This window comes from Winogradskyella ouciana (assembly GCF_965284585.1).
Classification (GTDB): domain Bacteria; phylum Bacteroidota; class Bacteroidia; order Flavobacteriales; family Flavobacteriaceae; genus Winogradskyella; species Winogradskyella ouciana.
Window position 1 is genome coordinate 2,699,276 of the sequence record NZ_OZ260095.1, and the last position, 21,780, is coordinate 2,721,055.

Sequence of the window (21,780 nt, forward strand, 5' to 3'; positions counted from 1 at the left end):
GCACTCGCAAAAATAACTTTACATGAAAGCCGGAATAGTAGGATTACCAAACGTAGGAAAATCAACCTTATTCAATTGTTTATCTAATGCCAAAGCGCAAAGTGCCAACTTTCCGTTTTGTACCATTGAGCCTAATATTGGCGTGGTCAACGTGCCAGATCCAAGGTTGGCAAAATTAGAAGAATTGGTAAACCCTGAGAAGGTAGTACCTGCAACCGTAGAGATTGTAGATATTGCTGGTTTGGTAAAAGGAGCAAGTAAAGGTGAAGGTTTGGGAAATCAGTTCTTGGCGAATATTAGAGAAACGGATGCGATACTTCATGTGTTGCGTTGTTTTGATAATGATAATATTGTACATGTAGATGGCTCCATAGATCCTATACGTGATAAGGAAACCATTGATATGGAGCTGCAGCTTAAGGATTTGGAAACTGCAGAGAAAAAGCTGGACAAAGTAAAGCGTGCCGCTAAAACTGGGAACAAGGAAGCGCAAGCCGAAGAAGCTGTTTTGCTTAAAATAAAAAATGGATTAGAGGCTGGTATTTCAGTTAGAGCTTTAGAGTTTTCAGACGAAGATTATGTAGAGTATGTAAAGCCGTTGCAGTTTATTACTGATAAACCCGTAATGTACGTTTGCAACGTAGATGAAGGTGCTGCAACAACTGGCAATGCATATGTTGAGCAAGTTCGTGAAGCCGTTAAAGACGAAAATGCAGAAGTTTTGGTTTTAGCGGTTGGTACAGAAGCAGATATAAATGAGCTCGACGATTACGAAGAGCGCCAAATGTTCCTTGAAGACATTGGACTCGATGAACCTGGCTCTGCCAAGTTAATAAGATCTGCTTATAAATTATTGAATCAACAGACCTATTTTACGGCTGGCGTAAAAGAAGTAAGAGCTTGGACGGTTGCAATTGGTGCTACTGCACCACAGGCAGCAGGAGTCATTCACACTGATTTTGAAAAAGGCTTTATTAGAGCAGAGGTGATTGCTTACAATGACTATGTGTCTTATGGAAGTGAAGCCAAAGTAAAGGAAGCTGGTAAAATGCGTGTGGAAGGAAAAAACTACATCGTTAAGGATGGAGATGTAATGCATTTCCTTTTCAATGTGTAGATTGATGTTCAGTTGTTGACTCGTTTTATTCGTTTTTCGTAAAATGAGTTAAACTATTTATGTAACTACGTTTATTCCGATAACTACAGATTTTCAATACTGATAACTTGTTAATTACTTTACACCAACCATATTTCATTTTTTAAGCTATAGTCTTATATTAGCGTTCTATCAAAAATTTCGTCCTAATTCTATGGCAGAACAGACTAACTATACTGAAGATAACATACGCTCACTCGATTGGAAGGAACACATCAGAATGCGTCCTGGTATGTATATCGGAAAATTAGGTGATGGTTCTTCACCAGATGATGGTATCTACATTCTTCTTAAGGAAGTTCTCGATAACTCTATCGATGAGTTTGTTATGGGAGCTGGTAAAACCATTGAAATCTCAATACAAGGAGAACGCGTCATTGTACGCGATTATGGTCGTGGTATTCCACTAGGTAAAGTTGTAGATGTTGTGTCTAAGATGAATACTGGTGGTAAGTACGATTCTAAGGCTTTTAAGAAATCCGTCGGATTGAATGGTGTCGGTACCAAAGCGGTTAATGCGTTATCCACTTATTTTAGGGTAGAATCTACACGAGATGGCAAATCTGCTTCAGCAGAGTTTGAATTGGGAGAGCTAAGAGACGAAGAGTTTTTAGATGATACGTCTCGTAGAAAAGGTACTAAGGTAACATTTGTTCCGGATGATAGCATTTTTAAAAATTACAAATACCGAAATGAGTATGTTATAAAAATGCTGAAGAACTATGTGTATCTCAATCCTGGGTTGACCATAGTTTTTAATGGAGAGAAGTACTATAGTGAGAATGGACTAAAAGACCTCTTGTCTGAAAATATAAATGAATCTGATTTGCTCTACCCAATAATTCACCTTAGAGGTGATGATATTGAAGTGGCTTTAACTCATAGTAAAACGCAGTACAGCGAAGAATATCATTCGTTTGTTAACGGACAAAACACAACTCAGGGTGGTACACATTTAGCAGCTTTTCGAGAAGCGCTCGTTAAAACCATTAGAGAGTTTTTCGGTAAGAACTATGACGCTTCCGATGTTAGGAAATCTGTCGTTACGGCTATTGCCATAAAAGTAATGGAACCTGTTTTTGAAAGTCAGACAAAAACAAAACTAGGCTCTACAGATATGGGTGGAGACTTACCTACGGTAAGAACTTATATCAATGACTTTGTTAAAACCAATCTCGATAATTTTTTACATAAGAATCCTGATACGGCTGAAAAGATTCAGCGTAAGATTCTTCAGGCAGAACGCGAAAGAAAGGAATTGTCTGGCATTAGAAAGTTGGCAAAAGAGCGTGCTAAAAAAGCAAGTCTTCACAATAAAAAATTGCGCGATTGCCGTGTTCACTTTGGTGATACTAAAAATGAAAGAAATCTAGAAACCACGTTGTTTATTACAGAGGGAGATTCTGCTTCTGGTAGTATTACAAAATCAAGGGATGTCAATACCCAAGCGGTTTTTAGCCTTAAAGGAAAGCCCTTGAATTGCTATGGGCTGAGTAAAAAGATTGTTTATGAGAATGAGGAATTTAATCTCTTACAAGCGGCTTTAAATATTGAAGAATCCTTAGAGGACTTAAGGTACAATAATGTAGTAATAGCAACTGATGCAGACGTTGATGGTATGCATATTCGTTTGTTGCTTATTACCTTCTTTTTACAATTTTTTCCTGAGGTGATTAAAGAAGGTCATTTGTACATTTTACAAACACCATTGTTTAGAGTTAGAAACAAGAAAGAAACAATATATTGTTATTCTGAAGAAGAGCGTGTTGAAGCCATAGAGAAACTGAAACCGAAACCAGAAATAACAAGATTTAAAGGTTTGGGTGAAATTTCTCCTGATGAGTTCAAACACTTCATTGGTGACGATATAAGATTAGATCCTGTAATGTTAGATAAAGAAATGTCTATCGAAGAGTTATTGTCCTTTTATATGGGAAAAAACACACCATCTAGACAAGAATTCATAATCGAAAACCTCAAGGTAGAACTTGATGTGGTTGAGGATACGGTATGAGAACTGACAATAGAAAAGTAAAAAATACAGTTGTTTCAATATATTTTATATTGATAGTTTTTGCAATATTGTTTCTAACGGTGTTTAAATCCCTTGACTTTTTAAAGGATGAAATATTTTTTGTGCTCATAGGTTTATTTATCGTTTTGGTAGTTTTTCATTCCATTGCAGGTTATTTTGAATACGATAGCGATGGGAGTAAAATAATTGTACTCAATAAAGGATTACTTTTGACGGAATACATCAATTATAGGGAGCGAAAGCTAGAATTTGACCGTTCTGAACTAGCGGGTTATAAAATAAAAAACTTCATTATTTATAAATCTCTGGTATTACTTGTGAAAAAATCTAATGGTAAATCCATTAAAGAACGGTTTAATGTAACCCTTGTAAAAAAAAGAAAATTAAAGTATGTGAAGCAGTCACTTAGAAAAAACTTAAAAGAAAACCTAAAGCGAAAACAAGGATAGATGGCAGAAGAACATGACGAATTGTTAAATGAAGATAATAGTAACCAGGAGACGATTACCAAGGTTACCGGAATGTACAAGGATTGGTTTTTGGATTACGCCTCTTATGTAATTTTAGAGCGTGCTGTACCAGCCATAGAAGATGGCTTTAAGCCTGTGCAACGACGTATAATGCACTCCATGAAAGATTTGGACGACGGTCGTTATAATAAAGTGGCTAATATTGTTGGTCATACGATGCAGTACCATCCACATGGTGATGCCAGTATAGCAGATGCCATGGTGCAGATAGGCCAAAAAGATTTATTGATAGATACCCAAGGAAACTGGGGAAATATTCTCACGGGTGATAGGGCTGCAGCTTCGCGTTATATCGAAGCAAGGCTGTCTAAGTTTGCCCTAGATGTGGTTTATAATCCAAAAATTACAGAATGGCAGGCCTCTTATGATGGAAGACGTAAGGAGCCTATCAACCTACCAGTGATGTTTCCTTTGCTCTTGGCGCAAGGAGGAGAAGGTATTGCTGTGGGTCTATCAACCAAGATATTGCCGCATAATTTTATAGAGCTCATTGATGCGTCTATTAAGCATTTAAAAGGAAAACGCTTTACTATATTACCAGACTTTCCAACTGCAGGTATTGCAGACATTACTAATTATAATGATGGTTTGCGTGGCGGAAAAGTAAGGGTGAGAGCAAAAATTGCCCAGCACGATAAAAATACTTTAGCAATTACAGAGATTCCGTTTGGCACAACCACATCATCGTTGATAGACTCTATCTTAAAAGCTAATGATAAGGGTAAGATTAAAATAAAAAAGATAGAGGATAATACTGCTGCAGAAGTGGAAATATTAGTTCACTTGCCTTCAGGATTGTCGCCAGATAAAACTATTGACGCCTTATACGCCTTTACAAATTGCGAAACCTCAATTTCGCCACTAGGCTGTGTTATTGAAGATAACAAGCCTTATTTTGTTGGTGTAACGGAAATGCTACGTCGTTCTACTGATAATACGGTTCAGCTTTTAAAGCAAGAGCTAGAAATTAAGTTAGGTGAATTTGAAGAACAATGGCACTTCGCCTCACTAGAGCGTATTTTTATTGAAAACAGAATTTACCGCGATATTGAAGAGGAAGAGACTTGGGAAGGGGTTATCAGTGCTATAGATAAAGGGCTTCAGCCATATATTAAACACTTAAAGCGCAAAGTTACTGAGGAAGATATTGTAAGGTTAACCGAAATTAGAATTAAGCGTATATCTAAGTTTGACATTGACAAAGCGCAGCAAAAAATTGATGCTTTAGAAGATCAGATTGCTGAAATGAAGCATCATTTGGCAAATCTTATCGATTATTCTATAGCCTATTTTGAAAGATTAAAGAAAGATTACGGTGAAGGCAAGGAGCGTAAAACCGAATTGCGTGTCTTTGATGATGTAGATGCTACTAAGGTTGTAATTAGAAACACAAAGCTCTATGTCAATAGAGAAGAAGGTTTCGTAGGTACCTCATTGCGTAGAGATGAATATGTTTGTGATTGTAGCGATATTGATGATATTATTGTCTTTACCCAAGAGGGAAAGATGATGGTGACCAAAGTAGATTCTAAAACCTTTATTGGTAAAAATATTATCCATGTTGCTGTATTTAAGAAAAAAGACAAGCGTACCATTTACAATATGATTTATCGTGATGGCAAAAAAGGGCCTTCGTATGTCAAACGCTTTGCGGTTACTAGTATGACAAGGGATAGAGAATACGACCTAACCAACGGTAATAAAGGTTCTCTGGTATGGTACTTCTCTGCAAATCCTAATGGAGAGGCCGAAGTCGTTACCGTTTTATTGCGCCAGGTCGGAAGCATTAAAAAACTAAAATGGGACTTAGACTTTGCTGATATCCTTATAAAAGGACGTTCGTCTAAAGGTAATTTGGTAACCAAACATTCAGTAAAGCGTGTAGAGCTAAAGGAGAAAGGTGTTTCTACGCTCAAGCCTCGTAAAATTTGGTTTGATGATGCTGTTCAGCGCCTCAATGTAGATGAAAGAGGTGAGCTCATTGGCGAGTTTAGAGGCGAAGACCGTTTATTGGTCATTACACAATCTGGAATTGCGAAAACGATTATACCAGAATTGACGACTCACTTTGATAGTGATATGATAGTGCTAGAAAAATGGGTGCCTAAAAAACCGATTTCAGCTATCTATTACGATGGTGAAAAAGAACGTTACTACGTAAAACGCTTTTTAATAGAACAAGAAGGTAAAGAGGAATCCTTTATTTCTGATCATCAGGATTCGCGTTTAGAATTGGTTTTTACGGATTGGAGACCAATGGCAGAGGTTGAGTTTACAAAAGAACGTGGCAAAGACCGAAAACCTAATATGGAAGTCAATCTTGAAGAATTTATTGCTATAAAAGGCATTACTGCACTTGGAAATCAATTAACTAAAGACAAGGTGAACCAAATAAATAGGTTGGCTCCGTTGCCTTACGAAGCACCAGAGGAAGTACATGCAGATGAACTCGAAGTTGTTGACGAGGAAACAGTTTCAGTAGACTTAGAGGTTACCAACACTTCTAAAAACACGGAAAAACCTAAGGAAAGTCTTTCTTCAAAAGATGATGAAGGTAAGGGTCCTGATATTGACGATAAAGGCCAAGCGACATTGTTTTAAACTCAAGCTTTCTTTTTAACCGTTTTAAAGTTTAGGAATTCTACAAAAAGTGAGAAGGCAATTGCAAAATAAAGGTAGCCTTTTGGTATGGCGCCTACTGAGTTGCCAAAGAATTCTGTGTGCGATAAGTGTGCCGCTTCGGTAATTAACATAAAGCCGATGAGAATTAGAAATGCCAAACCAAGAACCTGCATACTTGGATTGCGATCAATAAACTTACGTATTGGGTTGGCAAAACCAATCATCACTGCAATAGAAATCATCACAGCAATTATCATTAATACAAGGGTATAGTTATGGTTTGGGTGTAAACCATTGGTCATACCTACGGCCGTAAGAATAGAGTCGACTGAGAAAATAAAGTCAATAATTAGTATTTGAGTAATGGCTTGATTTAAAGACTTTATGACCTTAGACTTTACAGCTTTTTCATCATGAGCTGGCGTCTCAACTTTTTCACGTATTTCCTTTGTGCTCTTATAGATAAGAAATAACCCACCAGCAAATAGTATAATGGCTTGCCAGCTTATTGATATGGACAGCCAGCTAGACTCATGTATATAGAAAGGCTCACTGAGACCAATAAGGAACGATACAAAGAAAAGCAATATTATACGCTGAGCCATTGCTAGAACAAGACCTATATTGGTTGCCTTGCTTCTTTGTTCTTCCGGTAGTTTGTTTGCGGCAATAGATATAAAAACAATATTATCTATACCTAAAATAATTTCTAGGAAAGTGAGTGTTAACAAAGCTATTATGGCATCAGAGGTCAATAAAAAGTCTAGCATATTCCTTAATTAATTTTTGTGGCAACTCCTTTCTCTACATACATTGGTTTATTGGGCTTTTTTACGGCCAGCTTATATTCAAAAGTGTAAGAATTACTGGTGGTTGACAATATTTTCATGTGAATCTCATCTTTCTCTGAATTGGTTTTTGGATTTAATTTTTTGAGTACAAACTCGCAATCGTTAATCCAACGGACAGAAGATGTGTCCACTTTTCCTTCGTAATAATCTATATTGAGTGTTTCGGTTCTAATAAATCTACCTGTTTTTTCAATACCATCAATAGTATAGTTAAATTCAAACTCACCAGTTTTAAACTCATCACAGTTACGTTCTACAGAATAACACCCTGTTAGTAGCAAAAGTGGAAGAAATACGCGCAGAAGCTTCATTGTAAAGTTTTGTGCAAAGGTAAAGAATAACGAAGTTAATTTTATGGCTTATAACTTTTAAAAGTACCGTCTTTGTAAAAAATCACAATTTTTTCAATATCTGAATTGCTAACTGGTTTTTCTTGCGAATCTTCACTTTGAATTTGAAGATTGGAATTTGGAGTCTCAGAGATTGTATTAGTTTTTGGGAAATTGCCTTTTCCATTCAGCAACCAATACAATTCTACATCCGGATAGGAGTGAAGCACTTTCATTACAAAATCTAAACTCGGCTTATTTCTACCAGAGAGAATGTGGGAAATACTAGAGCGCTGCACACCAATTTTTTCGGCGAAACTTGAAGCAGTTTCATCGTAAAAATCCATGACTTTTTGAAGCCTAACAGTGAATTCACTAGAGTTTATCATTGTAAACAGTAATTGTTATTAAATAACGGTACAAATGTAAACATTAGTATTTCAATAATCAATATCTAACAAAATAAATGATTAAAAAACTTAAACTTTAACTTTGATTTTTTGTATTAAATTACTGAAAACAAATAAAATAAGATTTAAAAATAATAATCATTAAATTATTCTCAATCTATGTGGTTGGTCTTAGTCAATCATTATGTTTAGTTGTATAACATTGTAACATTTTTAAATAAATTTATTGTTTACAATTGTAAAAACACAAATGATTACATTTGTAACCCAGAAGTTTCTCTAATGAAATTAAATCATCTTAATAGTCTTTATTCTCTAGTTAAAAATCCAGAACTATTTGGTCGCTACATCACAAATTCACATATAGAAAAGTGTTTAAAAAAGCTTCCTAAATCTGTTACTTCAGTTGTCGGATATTCAGTTTTAAACAAATCCATTTACAGTTTAACTTTTGGTACGGGATCAAAAAAAGTGTTATTGTGGTCTCAAATGCACGGCAACGAATCAACAACCACCAAAGCGCTGTTCGATACTTTTAACCTCTTTTTAACCAATAATGAGATTTCAAATACAATTTTAGACTCATGCACTTTAATGGTTGTTCCTATTTTAAATCCCGATGGTGCCGAGCGATATACACGCTTAAATGCCAATGATGTTGATTTGAATAGAGATGCTCAAAGCTTATCACAGCCAGAAAGTAAAGTGCTGAGAAAGGTTTTTAATGAGTTTAAACCCGATTATTGCTTCAACCTTCATGGCCAAAGGACCATATATAATGTAGGCGATACCAGTAACTCCTCAATATTATCGTTCTTATCGCCATCTCAAGATGCACAACGCACGTTAACCGAAAATAGAAAGGTTGCAATGGGCATCATCTCCGAGATTAATCAGTTGCTGCAAGAGGAAATCCCTAATGGTGTTGCACGCTATGATGATGGCTTTAATTTAGACTGTGTTGGTGATACATTTCAAAACTTTGGTGTGCCAACAATTTTATATGAAGCTGGTCATTTTCCTAATGATTACAGTAGGGAAGAGGTAAGACGTTTGGTTTTTATAGCCATACTGAAAGGATTAGACGTCATTGCATCTGGTACTAAAGACCTGAATTGTGAGGATTATTTCAACATACCCGAAAATGGCAAACAGTTTTATGACGTCATTATCAGAAATGCTTGCCTAACAGATGATTCTTCTAATTTAAAAGATATAGCCATACAGTATAATGAGAAATTGATTGACGGAAAAGTTGAATTTATACCAACTATAGAGAAAATTTCTAAGTTAGATGATTTTTTTGGGCATAAGGAAATTGATGCCGAAGGATCTATAATAAAAAATGTAAATGATTTAGAAATAAAAGTAGGTTACGAAAACGATTTCGTTTTGATAAATAATGAAAAAATCTCATTAAAACCTTAAAAAAACTGTTTTTAGATACGTATTTGTTAATGAAAATCCTTTATTTTTGCATAAAGTTTAAAGATTTACAATTATGGCGAAGTTTAAATTAGACGAAGTTGACCACCAAATTCTCGATATGCTTATCGATAATACACGTATCCCATTTACGGATATTGCTAAAAAATTATTGATATCTGCAGGTACTGTTCATGTACGTGTAAAGAAAATGGAAGAAGCAGGAATTATAAGAGGGTCTTCATTAACTTTGGATTATAAAAAATTAGGATATTCATTTATCGCCTATGTTGGTGTTTTTCTGCAAAACACCTCTCAGACCAAGTTTGTTCTAGAACGTGTGGAAACCATACCTTATGTTACAGTTGCACACATAACTACAGGAAAGTTTAATATTTTTTGCAAGATAAGAGCTAAGGATACTATGCATGCTAAGGAAATTATCTTCATGATAGATGATATAGATGGTGTTTACAGGACTGAGACTATGATTTCTTTAGAGGAAAGTATTAACGATAAAAAACGATTAATGCACACCATATTTAACGAATTATAATAAGCCTATTAATTTTATAGAGAAGCCCTTAGTATATTTGCTAAGGGCTTTTTGTTTAAAAACTTTTGATGATGATTTCAGAAACTATAAATATTAAAGAATACAATCCATACTACAAGGCTTATATTGATAAGGCTTCTGATGTTGATATATTAAAAGGCTTAAAATCAAGTTTTGATAGCGTTATAGATTTTTATTCGAAGCTGCCTTATGAAAAACATGATTATGCTTATGCGGAAGATAAATGGACAATAAAAGATACTTTGCTTCACATTATTGATACCGAAAGGGTCTTTTCATATAGGGCTCTACGTATTTCAAGGGGAGATAAGACGCCTTTAGCTGGCTTTGAACAAGATGGTTATGTAGTGAGTGGTAATGCTAAAAAGCGTTCTTTAGAAAACCTCATAGAAGAATATAAAAGCGTAAGACTTGCTACCATATCTCTTTTTCAAAGCTTTGATCGTGAAACACTTTTAAAAATGGGTGAGGCCAGTGGCTTTCCAATTTCAGTAAGAGCACTGGGTTACATAATTGTGGGTCATGAAAATCACCATATACAGGTGATAAAGCAAAGATACCTTTAGGAATTATAATCTTTAAAAGCTTCGAGAATAAGGTCGTTATTTGCTTCGCAATCAATTTTTGGTTTTCCGATAGATTCTAAGAGCACAAAATTTACCTTTCCATGACTGTTCTTTTTGTCATGCTTCAAGAAGTCAATAATAACGTCCTGATCTCTTTTTTCAATATTGACTTTTGAGAATGTTTTTAAAATGCCTTCCTTTATTTTTTTAAATTCATCAGTCGATAAACCACAGACCTTTGTTGATAGGTATGATTCTAGCACCATTCCTATAGCGATTGCTTCACCATGTAACAACGGTGTTTTGTCCGCGTTGCTTAAAAAATAACTTTCGATGGCATGTCCCAAGGTGTGTCCAAAGTTCAATGTTTTTCTTAGGCCTTGTTCTTTTATGTCTTGAGAAACTATGGTATTTTTAATAATTACAGAATCATATATCAATTTGTCTAATTCTGAAATGTCCATATTTTCAAAATTCACCAAATTTTCCCAATAGCCTTTATCATAAATTAATCCATGCTTTAGCATTTCCGCATAACCAGACACCATGTGGTTAGGAGGTAAGGTCTCTAAATAAGACGTGTCAATTAAAACCATACTACCTTCACTGATAATGCCTATTTGGTTTTTTAACACACCAAGATCAACACCTGTTTTTCCTCCCACAGAAGCATCAACCATGGCCAGCAAAGATGTAGGAACATTTATATAGTCTATACCTCTCATATATGTACTTGCCACAAAACCTCCAAGATCTGTTACAACTCCACCACCTAGATTAATTAGTAGGCTCTTACGATCAGCTTCGTATTCTGACAGAGCTTCCCAAACACCTGTGCAGATATCTATGGTTTTATGATCTTCTCCTTCTGGCATTTCCATAACCTCTACAACAATATCTTCGGATTCTAATTGAGATAAAAATTTTGGCAGACAATATTCATGGGTATTAGTATCAACAAGAATGAATATTTTAGAAGGCTTAGAAGATTTTATATATGAGCTTAATTCTGAGTAAACCTTTGAATTAAAGTGTACTATAGCATTTTTTGTAGTGATGGATTTCATACCAAAAAAGTTCCTAAATTATCGCTGTGAAAATACTCCCTTTTTTTAGAAAAAAATAAGCTTTGGTTTAAATATATTTGCATTAATATTCTATAGCCTATGATAGATCGGTCACTATTTGAAGACACAGCTACGGCCTTTGCGTTAAAATCTGATTCTGAATTAGAACGCGCTTACTTTTTATTTAAAATGATTTCCTCGCAACCTTTGGTGCGTATAGGTACTGCTGCAACTAATTTTGCTCTTAAAGCCAATTTGCCCGTTGAAGGCTTAATTCGTTCTACGGTTTTTGATCATTTTTGTGGAGGTGTAAATGAGGAAGATTGTTTGCCAGTTATAGATAAGCTCTACACTAAAAGTGTGAGTTCTGTTTTAGATTATTCAGTAGAGGGAAAGGAGACTGAAGCACAATTTGATAACGCTGTAGAAAAGATATTGAAAATCATTAATTTCTGTGACGAAAGAGAGGCTATGCCAATAGTCGTTTTTAAGCCCACTGGTTTTGGAAGGTTTTATCTTTATCAGAAGAAAACCGAAGGAAAAGATTTGACAACAGACGAACAAGCCGAATGGGATAGAATAGTTGCTAGGTTTGATGCGGTTTGTAAACTCGCCAAGGAAAAGGATGTTGAAGTATTGATTGATGGTGAAGAAAGCTGGATGCAAGATGCAGCAGATGATTTGGTTGAGGATATGATGCGTATTTACAATACTGAAAACACCATTGTTTATAATACTTTGCAGTGTTATCGTTGGGATAGATTGGATTATCTTAAAGGTTTGCATCAACGTGCTAAAGAAAATGGATTTAAAGTAGGCATGAAAATTGTCCGTGGTGCCTACATGGAGAAAGAACGTGCTAGAGCAGAAGAAAAGGGTTATGAATCTCCGATCTGTGAAAACAAAAAAGCCACAGACGACAACTTCAATACTACCCTTGTTTATATTTTAGAAAACTTAAAAGACATCTCGGTATTTATTGGTACTCATAACGAAGAAAGTTGTTACCTCTCTATGGAACTTATGGAAAAGTACAATATCAATAAAGAAGATAACAACGTTTGGTTTGGCCAATTATATGGCATGAGTGACCATATTAGTTACAACTTGGCGGCTAAAGGCTATAATGTTGCAAAATACATCCCTTTTGGACCAGTTAAGGACGTTATGCCTTATTTAATAAGAAGGGCAGAGGAGAACACTTCTGTGGCTGGGCAAACTAACAGAGAATTATCTTTATTAAAAACTGAAAAGAAAAGGCGTAAACTATAAATGCCTCATCATAAGACGAGGCATTTTGTATTTGAAAAGTTATTTGCGCTTAAAAATCTTCTGGTACCATTTCTTTTTGTTATCAGGATTATCTCCATAACCATAGCCATAACCGTACCCTTTAGCTCCTGGTTTAACTCCGTTTAACAGCATCGTCATATTTGGTAAACGTTTTTCTTCATATAATGTTTTTGCAACATGTACTAGATGTCTTTTGTCAACACCATCAGCACTTACAACATAGATAAACATATCTGCAAAATTTGAGATTAATAAAGTGTCGCTTACCAACCCAACAGCAGAAGTATCTGCTATTATATAATCATATTTTTTCTCGAAGTACTTAAAAAGTTCTTCAACTCTGTCACTCATCAATAACTCTGATGGATTTGGTGGGATTGTGCCAGAAGGAATTATATCTAAGTACGGATTATCTTTATGTTTTAAAACTATGTCTTGTGCTTTTACAGAAGAGTCAGCCAAATAATCTGTTAATCCTTTTTTAGGTTTTTCTTTTATATAGAGATAATCTAAGATTTTTGGTACCCTAATGTCCATTTCAACTAATAAAACAGATTTTTGTGAAAAAGAAATAGAAGTCGCTAAATTGGTACTGGTGTGTGACTTACCTTCTTGAGCTTTAGTTGACGTAACAAAAATCTTTTTAGCCCTACCATTGATACCTTTAAGCATGAAATCTACATTAGATCTAACAATTCTGAATGCTTCTGCTTTTGGTGAATAATCAGCTTTTTTAACAAGTCTAACATTTTTAGAGGACTGAGGTATGTCGCCTAAATATGGAATGTCTAAAATACTTACTAAGTCATTTTTTTGATAGAGTTTAGTATCTAACATATCAGATACATATATCAATCCGAGCGGAATCATAAGACCAAATATTAATGCTGCTAAATACGTAAGGGTTGGATTTGGCGCGACAGGCCTGTATGATGAATAAGCATCATCAACAATTTTAGCATTAGGTTGGTACATGCCTAATCTAATTGCAGATTCTTCACGCTTTTCTAATAAATATAAATAAAGAGACTCCTTTATATCTTGTTGCCTCTGTACTCCTCTCAAAGTTCTGGCTTTTGATGGCGCTACATAGAGTTGACCACTAATTCTATTGCTTTCAGAATTCAAATTATTTAGTGTAAGCTCAGACGTTTTTTTCATACTGTTCAATGAACTTTCAAGATTGTTTTTTAATTGATCAATCTGATTGTTCAACTGAACCACAACAGGGTTTTTCTCTGTGGAATTTTTTAAAACCCTATCTCTTTGGGCAACTAATTCATTATGACTTTTAATGATTTGAGATGTATTAGAATCTCCAATACCTACATTTGCGGGCAACATGTCACTAAACTTACTTTCATCATTCAATTCTTCTTGTAAATAAGAGATCATCTGAATATTTGTAGCAGTTGTAGAAATCTGTTGATCTAATTGTTTTTTTGCTTGTAGATTCAGATTGGTTTGCGAGCCAAGGTCAGTAAGGTTGTTCTTTTGTTGTACCTGTTCTGCAGTAGATTCTACCTGGCCTAATTCCTCCTGTACTTGTTCTAGACGTTTATTGATAAACTCTGAAGTTACTCTAACAACTTCTTCTTTATCGTGTAATACGTCGTTGTTATATTCTTTAATAAGTTGATTTAGAAAGTCAACTGCTTTTTGGGCTACTGTTTCTTTTAATTCTAACGTAATAACACTAGAGCCTTTTTCCGTATATGCACTGACGCTTTTTTGAAAGTAACTAACAAGCCTAGATACAGGTGTGATGGTTATTTTTAAATTTCTTCCTATTATAAATGAGTCTGATTCTAAGTTGGGAACTAGAACGATGCCTCCATAATTGGTGTCAATTTTATCACCAAATGCATATAGTTTTCCTTCAGATTCATTTCTATCTATAAAAGACTTTCCATCATCTTTAAAAAGTATAAATTCCGAATCTGATTTTACTTTGATAAATATATTAGCTCTTACATTATTAATGATAGAATCGCTTTCAAAGAAACTGAGACTTATAGGTGGGTCTTCATATAGTTCTTTTTCTTTTATTTTACCTTGATTAAAAATGCGAATATTGAGGTTAAGCGTTTTAATGATGTTCTCCATCAAAGTACGCGATTTTATAATCTGAATTTCGTCCTTTATTTTATCTGTACCACCTGAAAACAAGCCCTCGCTACTAATTTCCTCGATGCTCGGCAATTTGGTTGCTTGTTTTTCATCTCGTATTTTAATTGTTGCAGAGGCTTGGTACTCATAAGTTGTGTAACGCAAATAGGTATAGCCTATAGCAATGGCTATAATAACAGAAAGAGCAATCCATTTCCAATAAGAAAGGAAGAGCTCTACTTTTTGTTTTATATCTGCTGTTACTGAATTTGTTTTAGATTCCATAAAGAACTTAAAGGTAATATATTATTTTACTAAGAATACTGCTACAATGGTAGTAAGTGTACCGATAGCAGAAATTAATACTGAATTATTTTGGTTATATGTAGATGAACGAATTTTTGCATTGTTCGGTTCTACATAAATAACATCGTTTTGTTGAAGGTAATACACAGGTGAGTTAACTACATTAACTGTAGTTAGATCTATTTTAGCATATTTCTTTTTTCCATCAACCTCTCTTACTAAAAGCACATTTTTACGCTTGCCAAAAATTGTTAAATCATCAGCCAAACCTAGAGCTTCAAGTATTGTTATTCTTTCGTCTTGTATGGTAAACGTGCCTGGATTTCTAACTTCACCTAAAATGGTTACGGTAAAATTGGCCAATCTTACATTTACGATTGGGTCAGTTACATATTCGCTTATTCTTTCGGTTAACATGTCCGTTAACTCTGTTCTTGTTAAGCCTGCTATTTTTAAAGTTCCCAATACAGGAAACTCAATATTGCCATCATAATCTACAAGATACGTTTGTTGTTGTAGCCCACCTCTAGCATTAACAACATCAGAGGTTCCTCCAGAAACCAATGAAAGGTTAAAAGGCCTTACAGTGTCTGGGTCTAAAGCAGCGACGTTAATAGTCAAGATATCGTCTGGCTTATAGATTAATTGCTTAGGTTCGGACATTGTTACATCTCCCTCTAAGGGCTCGTCTTGAAAGTAAATAATGTTTTTACGTGAACCACAAGAAGACAACATTAAAAAGGCTAATATTGGAATAATAAGATTACGAGTTTTCATTTTTTGTTTTTTAGGTATAGTTTATAATTTGGCTTATTTTTTTGTGTCCAATACTTCATAAGTTGAATTATTGGATATATATTCTGGTATTAAATGTTTTATCAATGATACTATTTCCAGCGGTTGTGTTAGAGTCTTAATAGTTGTAAGCTTATTGATTTGTTTTTCAACCTCATCAATATCTACACGTCTAGACTTAGCAATCATTATTTTTTCATGATAAGTTTTCTTTGTGTTTTCACCATCGGCCAAAAGCTCCTCATAGATTTTTTCGCCAGGTCTAAGTCCTGTGATTTTTATATCTATATCTTCAGGATAACGTAATCCTGATAGGATAATCATATTTGTGGCCAAGCTAAATATCTTTATTGGTTCACCCATATCAAAAACAAAGATCTCGCCACCATTACCCATTGCGGCTGCTTCCAATACCAATTGACAAGCTTCTGGTATGGTCATAAAGTAACGTGTTATATCTTTATGTGTAACAGTTAATGGACCGCCTTTTTCAATTTGTTTTTTAAATAGAGGTATAACAGAGCCATTTGAACCTAGCACATTGCCAAATCTTGTAGTTATAAACTTAGTGTGTCCTTTACCCTTAAGACATGTTACATAAAGCTCAGCAATTCGCTTTGTTGCACCCATAACGTTAGTAGGGTTTACAGCTTTATCTGTAGAAATTAAAACAAACTTATCTACACTATGTTTAACTGCTATATCAGCTACGTTTTTTGTGCCTCCAATATTAACGCTAACAGCTTCATATGGATTGTTCTCCATAAGAGGAACATGCTTGTAGGCAGCTGCATGAAACACCATTTTTGGTTTATATTGATTAAATATTTGGTCTATTCTAGATTTATTTCTTACGTCTGCAACTATAGCATCAATATTTGTAAGACCTTGTTGTCTAAACTCTTGTTGAATATCATATAGTGCAGATTCTGCATTGTCAACAAGTATTAATTTTTTATAATTATAAAGACTTATTTTTCTGCATATTTCACTACCTATTGATCCTGCGGCGCCAGTAATCAATATAACTTTATTGTCGTACTGCTCTTCTAAATCTGGATTTTTAATATTGATAGGGTCTCTACCTAGCAAGTCTTCAATTTTAACCTCTTTTATCTGACCAACACTTAAGTCACCATCTATCCAGCTTTGTACTGGTGGAACAATCTTTACTTTAAGCCCTAAAGCAAATAAGTTTCCGGTTATTTGTAAAAGCCTTGTAGGATCAATATTTTGAATAGAGATAATTACATCTTCAACTTTATGTTTTTTTATAAACTTCTCGTCAATCTCATTGATGTTGTGAACCTTAAGAAGGTTTATTTTCTTTCCTATTTTACGCTCATCGTCATCAATAAAACCAACAACTTCCAAACCGCTTTTGGTATCATTCTGAATGGCGTCATAGGTAAGCATCCCTGAATTACCAGCGCCAAAAATCAATACGTTTGAAATAGTCTTAAAATCTTGAGTTATTTGATTGTAAAGAGATTTTATAAATAATTTGGCTCCGATTAAAAACAGGATATTTAACAATAAATGAATATAAATAACTGAACCAGAAATATTAAATAGAGTGTCATCCCCTAAAAATTTTCTACTTAAAAAAGTAAAGCAAATAAGTATAGTTGCCAATATATTGGCGCCTATAATAACATTGACAATATCTTTAAAGCCAGTAAACCTTACTACTCCTTTATGGGATCCCACAGCTATTAAACTAATGGCAGCAACAACAGCAACATAAGGTATCTGTTGTAAAATCAATAGTATATCAAAATCAAACTGAAAGTTATACCGTATTACATATGCCAAGAAAAACATTGCCACAACAATAGACACATCAAATAATAGCACTAGCCATTTTGAGGCATATCGCTGTGAGATTTTATGTAAGAAATCAACTAACATACTGCAAAATACGTATTTATGGCAGAAATTACTCTATCCAATTCTTCATTAGTAAGATTTGAGCCACTTGGTAAACATAGCCCTCTATCAAATAATTCATCAGCAACACCATTTATATAGCTAGGTGAATCTTTAAAAATAGGTTGTTGGTGCATAGGTTTCCATAATGGTCTAGACTCTATATTTTCTTTTTCAAGCGCAAGCCTTAAGTCTTCTCTAGTTTCTTTAGAATCTAATAAGACAGCTGTTAACCAACGGTTAGAAAAATGACCTTCTGGCTCTTGTAAAAATGTTATGTTATTATTGTCTTTCAACGAATTAAGATATAACTCGTGGTTAGAGCGACGTTTTGCCACGTGGCTATTTAAGATTGTCATTTGACCTCTGCCTATACCAGCTACAATATTTGACATTCTGTAATTATAACCTATATGAGAATGTTGGTAATGCGGTGCATTATCTCTGGCCTGAGTCGCTAGGAAAACTGCTTTTTGTTTTTGCTCTTTTGTTTTTGTAACCAAAGCACCACCACCAGAAGTAGTAATAATTTTATTTCCGTTAAAAGATAAAATTGATAAATCACCAAAAGTCCCACAATTTTGACCTTTATATTGACTGCCTAGGGATTCTGCACTGTCTTCAACTACTGGAATATTATATTCTTTAGCTATTTTGTGTATTTCTTCAACTTTATAAGGCATACCATACAAATGCACAGGGATTATGGCTTTAGGCTTTTTTCCTTTAGTCATTCTGTCTTTAATGGCAATTTCTAATTGTTCAGGGCACATGTTCCATGTATCCCTTTCGCTGTCAATAAAGACTGGTGTTGCACCTTGATAAGCTATAGGGTTAGCTGAAGCCGAAAACGTTTTGCTTTGGCAGATTACTTCATCTCCTGAAGAAACTCCTAATAAAATGAGACTTAAATGTAAAGCAGATGTGCCTGATGCTAATGCTGCAACATGGCAATCTTCATTAAGATAAGATTGTAAGTCATTTTCAAAGCCATTTACATTTGGACCCAAAGGCGCTACCCAATTAGTGTCAAAGGCTTCTTTTATGTAAGTCTGTTCGGCACCACTCATGTGAGGTGACGACAACCATATTTTAGGTTTCATAAGCAAGAATTGTTAAGTAATTTGCATTACTATCTCAATTTCATGTCTTAGAGGGATTTGGGACACGATTTAAAATCGGTTTAAATATGCGTTAATAATGTGTCACACCCCAAATAAAGACGATAAAAAGCAAATATTTACGTTGTTACATAAAGCTACTATTCTTCACTTAATTATTTTGAAATAAATGACTTAAATTATGGTTAAAACATTTATTTTGTGCTTTTGTATGTTATAGTTTTTGTTAAAAATCGGACCAATTGTAAGTATAAACTTTACCGAATTTTTAAGTTATTCATAGCTGCTATTCTCAATAAATCCTAAATGAAAGTATATTTGAATTGTATTATTTTTTGCCATAAATCGATAGAATGAATATTTTAATTACCTCAGTTGGTAGGCGAGTGTCTTTAGTGAGGGCTTTTCAAAAAGAACTTAAAGGTTTTTTTTCTGAAGCTAAAGTTTTTGCGTCAGATGTTAGTCCTATACTATCAGCCGGCTGTCAGGTGGCGGATGAATATTTTGAAGTGCCAGCTTTAGACGAATCTTCCTACATTGAGTTCTTATTGAATTTATGTGACGAGAATTGCATTAAGCTAATCATTCCTACAATAGATACAGAATTACTTCTTCTTGCTAGTAAAAATCACCTGTTTGAAGCCATAGGTGTAAAGGTGCTCATTTCTTCACCAGAGTTTGTAAAAAAATGTAGGGATAAAAGAATTATTCATAAATTTTTTAAATCTAACGGTATCACTATCGCTAGAGAATATGAAAAGGATAAGTACGAATTGCCGCTTTTTATAAAACCTATTGATGGCAGTAGAAGTGTAAATACATTTATTATTAACAAAGAAAAGGATTTAACAGCGGAGCATTTTTCCAACGAAAAACTAATGTTTTTAGAATACTTGGATCATGATATTTATGACGAGTTTACTTGCGACTTATATTATGATAGGCACAGTAATTTAAAATGTGTTGTGCCTAGAAAAAGGTTGGAAGTAAGAGAGGGTGAAGTTTACAAGGCTGTTGCCCAGAATAATGCTCTTGTGGGTTATATAAAAGAAAGATTGAATTATATTGAAGGAGCGACGGGCTGTATTACTGCTCAGTTTTTTCTCCACAAAGAGGATGATGATAAAATCTATGGGATAGAAATCAACCCAAGATTTGGAGGTGGATATCCTTTGTCTTATTTAGCTGGTGCTAATTTTCCAAAATGGATTATTGAAGAGTATTTGTTAGGTAAAACCATTGAGGACAAGTTTGACAGTTGGGAGAATGATTTATTAATGATTAGATATGATGATGAAGTTTTAGTCCATGGATATAAAGGTTGATAAGCATACAGTTATAGTTTTTGATTTAGATGATACGCTATATAACGAAATAGAATATTTAAAATCCGCGTATAAGTTTATTGCCAATGACCTAGATCCTGCAAACAGAAAATCGCTGTATAGAAACATGTTTGCTAAGTACAGAGAAGGCGACAATGTTTTTCGGTACTTGGCTAATAACTATAAAGCTGAAGTAAAGGATCTAATAGAAACTTACCGTAATCACAATCCTAAGATTTCGTTATTTGATTACGCATACGAAACTCTTACAGACATAAAGCGTAAAGGAGGGAGCCTCGCAATCATTACAGATGGTAGAGTAAAAACCCAAATGGCAAAAATTGAAGCTTTAGGGATTAAGGACTTGTTTAGTGAAATTATTATATCTGAAGCCTTGGGAACAGAAAAACCAAATGAGCAAAACTTTAAGGTTGTAGAAGAGGCCATGCCTGCTAGAGTATACTACTACATTGGAGATAACATTAGTAAGGATTTTGTCTCCCCTAATGCAATGGGATGGAAAACAATTGGTTTAATAGATAATGGTTTAAACATTCACTGCCAAGTAGATGAAAATTTAAAAGAAGAGTTTTTTCCAAAATTCCTTATCGATTCTTATAAAGAACTCAATATAGTTTGAAACTAATTTTTATGCTTGGGAAGGTTCACTTTTGGTTCCAGTAAACCTAGGCATATCTACCTCATCAGAATTGTTTATATCCTTACGATTAATTACTTTGTCTATAGTCTTGAACAGAATCTTCAAGTCAAGTAAAAATGACTGGTTTTCAACATAATAGACATCAAAATCAAACTTTTCTTCCCAACTTATAGCATTTCTACCATTGACTTGTGCCCATCCGGTTATGCCTGGTAAAACATCTTGTCTCTTTGCTTGCTCTTCATTATATAAATCTAAATATAAAATCAATAACGGTCTAGGGCCAATAAGACTCATATCGCCTTTAATAACATTAATCAACTGAGGGATCTCATCTAATGAATATTTTCTGCAGAAATTACCAATTTTTGTTACTCTCTCTACGGCTGGCAAAAGATTTCCCTCACTGTCTACAGCATCAGTCATGGTTTTCAATTTTATAATTGTAAAAGGTTTGCCATTTATACCAGCTCTAGGCTGATAAAAGAAAGGTTTTCCTTTATTAACAATAGCGAGGATTACAACTAGAGTTATTAATAACGGTGATATTAATATAAGGCCGATGAGGCAAGCGATAAAATCTGCAATTCGCTTAATAAAAAGTCTATATATTTTTTTCATCGTAGTAGGATTTTTGTTGTTATCTAAGTTCAATTAATATGGGGTGCAATTC

General features: G+C 34.4%; 19 protein-coding genes. 10 read left to right on the top strand and 9 right to left on the bottom strand.

Annotated elements, in window-relative coordinates; genetic code table 11:
• Window positions 1-22: 22 nt before the first annotated feature.
• From ychF to ACQ65V_RS12070, 4 genes are all read left to right on the top strand, one after another.
• Window positions 23-1,117: a redox-regulated ATPase YchF gene (gene ychF / locus ACQ65V_RS12055; protein ID WP_430468097.1), complete on the top strand. Its 1,095-nt coding sequence runs from the start codon at window positions 23-25 to the stop codon at window positions 1,115-1,117.
• A 193-nt stretch (window positions 1,118-1,310) separates the two neighbouring features.
• On the top strand, window positions 1,311-3,170 hold the full coding sequence (locus ACQ65V_RS12060) for a DNA topoisomerase IV subunit B (protein WP_155087407.1): 1,860 nt from the start codon (window positions 1,311-1,313) through the stop codon (window positions 3,168-3,170).
• Between the two features lie 80 nt (window positions 3,171-3,250).
• Window positions 3,251-3,640 (top strand): hypothetical protein, encoded by a 390-nt coding sequence (locus ACQ65V_RS12065; protein WP_273290822.1) that lies wholly within the window; start codon window positions 3,251-3,253, stop codon window positions 3,638-3,640.
• Window positions 3,641-6,322: a DNA gyrase/topoisomerase IV subunit A gene (locus ACQ65V_RS12070; RefSeq protein ID WP_155087409.1), complete on the top strand. Its 2,682-nt coding sequence runs from the start codon at window positions 3,641-3,643 to the stop codon at window positions 6,320-6,322.
• Window positions 6,323-6,324: 2 nt separating this feature from the next.
• Here the strand turns inward: ACQ65V_RS12070 and ACQ65V_RS12075 are convergent, their stop codons facing one another.
• From ACQ65V_RS12075 to ACQ65V_RS12085, 3 genes are read right to left on the bottom strand one after another with little or no spacing between them, the layout of a single operon-like run.
• Window positions 6,325-7,113 carry a TerC family protein gene (locus ACQ65V_RS12075; protein WP_412560975.1) on the bottom strand — a complete coding sequence of 263 codons (789 nt, stop codon included), beginning with the start codon at window positions 7,111-7,113 and terminating at the stop codon, window positions 6,325-6,327.
• 5 nt (window positions 7,114-7,118) lie between these two features.
• Window positions 7,119-7,505, bottom strand: coding sequence for a hypothetical protein (locus tag ACQ65V_RS12080; protein WP_430468098.1), 387 nt, complete (start codon window positions 7,503-7,505; stop codon window positions 7,119-7,121).
• A gap of 41 nt (window positions 7,506-7,546) precedes the next feature.
• On the bottom strand, window positions 7,547-7,912 hold the full coding sequence (locus ACQ65V_RS12085; RefSeq protein WP_430468099.1) for a helix-turn-helix domain-containing protein: 366 nt from the start codon (window positions 7,910-7,912) through the stop codon (window positions 7,547-7,549).
• Window positions 7,913-8,215: 303 nt separating this feature from the next.
• Here ACQ65V_RS12085 and ACQ65V_RS12090 point away from each other — a divergent pair, with 303 nt between their 5' ends.
• The 3 genes from ACQ65V_RS12090 (at window position 8,216) to ACQ65V_RS12100 (ending at window position 10,501) form a co-directional block, all read left to right on the top strand.
• Complete coding sequence (locus tag ACQ65V_RS12090) at window positions 8,216-9,361, top strand: M14 family zinc carboxypeptidase (protein WP_430468100.1); 1,146 nt, start codon at window positions 8,216-8,218, stop codon at window positions 9,359-9,361.
• Window positions 9,362-9,434: 73 nt separating this feature from the next.
• Window positions 9,435-9,914 carry an Lrp/AsnC family transcriptional regulator gene (locus tag ACQ65V_RS12095; protein WP_155087414.1) on the top strand — a complete coding sequence of 160 codons (480 nt, stop codon included), beginning with the start codon at window positions 9,435-9,437 and terminating at the stop codon, window positions 9,912-9,914.
• A 68-nt stretch (window positions 9,915-9,982) separates the two neighbouring features.
• A complete protein-coding gene (locus tag ACQ65V_RS12100) occupies window positions 9,983-10,501 on the top strand; it encodes a DinB family protein (protein WP_430468101.1) in 519 nt (172 codons plus the stop codon).
• Here the strand turns inward: ACQ65V_RS12100 and aroB are convergent.
• Window positions 10,498-11,568 carry a 3-dehydroquinate synthase gene (gene aroB / locus ACQ65V_RS12105; RefSeq protein WP_430468102.1) on the bottom strand — a complete coding sequence of 357 codons (1,071 nt, stop codon included), beginning with the start codon at window positions 11,566-11,568 and terminating at the stop codon, window positions 10,498-10,500. The two genes, ACQ65V_RS12100 and aroB, sit on opposite strands and share 4 nt — an antisense overlap.
• Before the next feature lie 99 nt (window positions 11,569-11,667).
• On the opposite strand from aroB, the gene ACQ65V_RS12110 reads away from it, so the two are divergent.
• Window positions 11,668-12,840, top strand: a complete 1,173-nt coding sequence (locus tag ACQ65V_RS12110; RefSeq protein ID WP_430468103.1) for a proline dehydrogenase family protein — start codon at window positions 11,668-11,670, stop codon at window positions 12,838-12,840.
• Window positions 12,841-12,879: 39 nt separating this feature from the next.
• On the opposite strand, the gene ACQ65V_RS12115 is transcribed toward ACQ65V_RS12110, so the two are convergent.
• From ACQ65V_RS12115 to ACQ65V_RS12130, 4 genes are read right to left on the bottom strand one after another with little or no spacing between them, the layout of a single operon-like run.
• Window positions 12,880-15,255 (bottom strand): GumC family protein, encoded by a 2,376-nt coding sequence (locus tag ACQ65V_RS12115; RefSeq protein WP_430468104.1) that lies wholly within the window; start codon window positions 15,253-15,255, stop codon window positions 12,880-12,882.
• Window positions 15,256-15,276: 21 nt separating this feature from the next.
• On the bottom strand, window positions 15,277-16,053 hold the full coding sequence (locus ACQ65V_RS12120; protein ID WP_430468105.1) for a polysaccharide biosynthesis/export family protein: 777 nt from the start codon (window positions 16,051-16,053) through the stop codon (window positions 15,277-15,279).
• A 33-nt stretch (window positions 16,054-16,086) separates the two neighbouring features.
• Window positions 16,087-17,982: a polysaccharide biosynthesis protein gene (locus tag ACQ65V_RS12125; protein WP_155087419.1), complete on the bottom strand. Its 1,896-nt coding sequence runs from the start codon at window positions 17,980-17,982 to the stop codon at window positions 16,087-16,089.
• A complete protein-coding gene (locus tag ACQ65V_RS12130) occupies window positions 17,976-19,103 on the bottom strand; it encodes a DegT/DnrJ/EryC1/StrS family aminotransferase (protein WP_430468106.1) in 1,128 nt (375 codons plus the stop codon). The genes ACQ65V_RS12125 and ACQ65V_RS12130 overlap by 7 nt, the downstream gene beginning before the upstream one ends.
• A gap of 371 nt (window positions 19,104-19,474) precedes the next feature.
• Here ACQ65V_RS12130 and ACQ65V_RS12135 point away from each other — a divergent pair, with 371 nt between their 5' ends.
• Window positions 19,475-20,446: an ATP-grasp domain-containing protein gene (locus tag ACQ65V_RS12135; protein ID WP_430468107.1), complete on the top strand. Its 972-nt coding sequence runs from the start codon at window positions 19,475-19,477 to the stop codon at window positions 20,444-20,446.
• Window positions 20,430-21,086, top strand: a complete 657-nt coding sequence (locus ACQ65V_RS12140; RefSeq protein ID WP_430468108.1) for an HAD family hydrolase — start codon at window positions 20,430-20,432, stop codon at window positions 21,084-21,086. The genes ACQ65V_RS12135 and ACQ65V_RS12140 overlap by 17 nt, the downstream gene beginning before the upstream one ends.
• Window positions 21,087-21,095: 9 nt before the next feature.
• Here the strand turns inward: ACQ65V_RS12140 and ACQ65V_RS12145 are convergent, their stop codons facing one another.
• On the bottom strand, window positions 21,096-21,719 hold the full coding sequence (locus ACQ65V_RS12145) for a sugar transferase (RefSeq protein WP_430468633.1): 624 nt from the start codon (window positions 21,717-21,719) through the stop codon (window positions 21,096-21,098).
• Between the last annotated feature and the right edge of the window lie 61 nt (window positions 21,720-21,780).

Excerpts from the sequence above, each read along its gene's own strand:
- ACQ65V_RS12120 (WP_430468105.1), bottom strand. The coding sequence starts at position 16,053 with ATGAAAACTCGTAATCTTATTATTCCAATATTAGCCTTTTTAATGTTG.
- ACQ65V_RS12070 (WP_155087409.1), top strand. The coding sequence starts at position 3,641 with ATGGCAGAAGAACATGACGAATTGTTAAATGAAGATAATAGTAACCAG.
- ACQ65V_RS12130 (WP_430468106.1), bottom strand. The coding sequence starts at position 19,103 with ATGAAACCTAAAATATGGTTGTCGTCACCTCACATGAGTGGTGCCGAA.
- ACQ65V_RS12140 (WP_430468108.1), top strand. The coding sequence starts at position 20,430 with ATGGATATAAAGGTTGATAAGCATACAGTTATAGTTTTTGATTTAGAT.
- ACQ65V_RS12060 (WP_155087407.1), top strand. The coding sequence starts at position 1,311 with ATGGCAGAACAGACTAACTATACTGAAGATAACATACGCTCACTCGAT.
- ACQ65V_RS12135 (WP_430468107.1), top strand. The coding sequence starts at position 19,475 with ATGAATATTTTAATTACCTCAGTTGGTAGGCGAGTGTCTTTAGTGAGG.
- ACQ65V_RS12100 (WP_430468101.1), top strand. The coding sequence starts at position 9,983 with ATGATGATTTCAGAAACTATAAATATTAAAGAATACAATCCATACTAC.
- ACQ65V_RS12125 (WP_155087419.1), bottom strand. The coding sequence starts at position 17,982 with ATGTTAGTTGATTTCTTACATAAAATCTCACAGCGATATGCCTCAAAA.
- ACQ65V_RS12095 (WP_155087414.1), top strand. The coding sequence starts at position 9,435 with ATGGCGAAGTTTAAATTAGACGAAGTTGACCACCAAATTCTCGATATG.
- ACQ65V_RS12090 (WP_430468100.1), top strand. The coding sequence starts at position 8,216 with ATGAAATTAAATCATCTTAATAGTCTTTATTCTCTAGTTAAAAATCCA.
- ACQ65V_RS12115 (WP_430468104.1), bottom strand. The coding sequence starts at position 15,255 with ATGGAATCTAAAACAAATTCAGTAACAGCAGATATAAAACAAAAAGTA.
- ACQ65V_RS12080 (WP_430468098.1), bottom strand. The coding sequence starts at position 7,505 with ATGAAGCTTCTGCGCGTATTTCTTCCACTTTTGCTACTAACAGGGTGT.
- ACQ65V_RS12110 (WP_430468103.1), top strand. The coding sequence starts at position 11,668 with ATGATAGATCGGTCACTATTTGAAGACACAGCTACGGCCTTTGCGTTA.
- aroB (WP_430468102.1), bottom strand. The coding sequence starts at position 11,568 with ATGAAATCCATCACTACAAAAAATGCTATAGTACACTTTAATTCAAAG.
- ACQ65V_RS12085 (WP_430468099.1), bottom strand. The coding sequence starts at position 7,912 with ATGATAAACTCTAGTGAATTCACTGTTAGGCTTCAAAAAGTCATGGAT.
- ychF (WP_430468097.1), top strand. The coding sequence starts at position 23 with ATGAAAGCCGGAATAGTAGGATTACCAAACGTAGGAAAATCAACCTTA.
- ACQ65V_RS12075 (WP_412560975.1), bottom strand. The coding sequence starts at position 7,113 with ATGCTAGACTTTTTATTGACCTCTGATGCCATAATAGCTTTGTTAACA.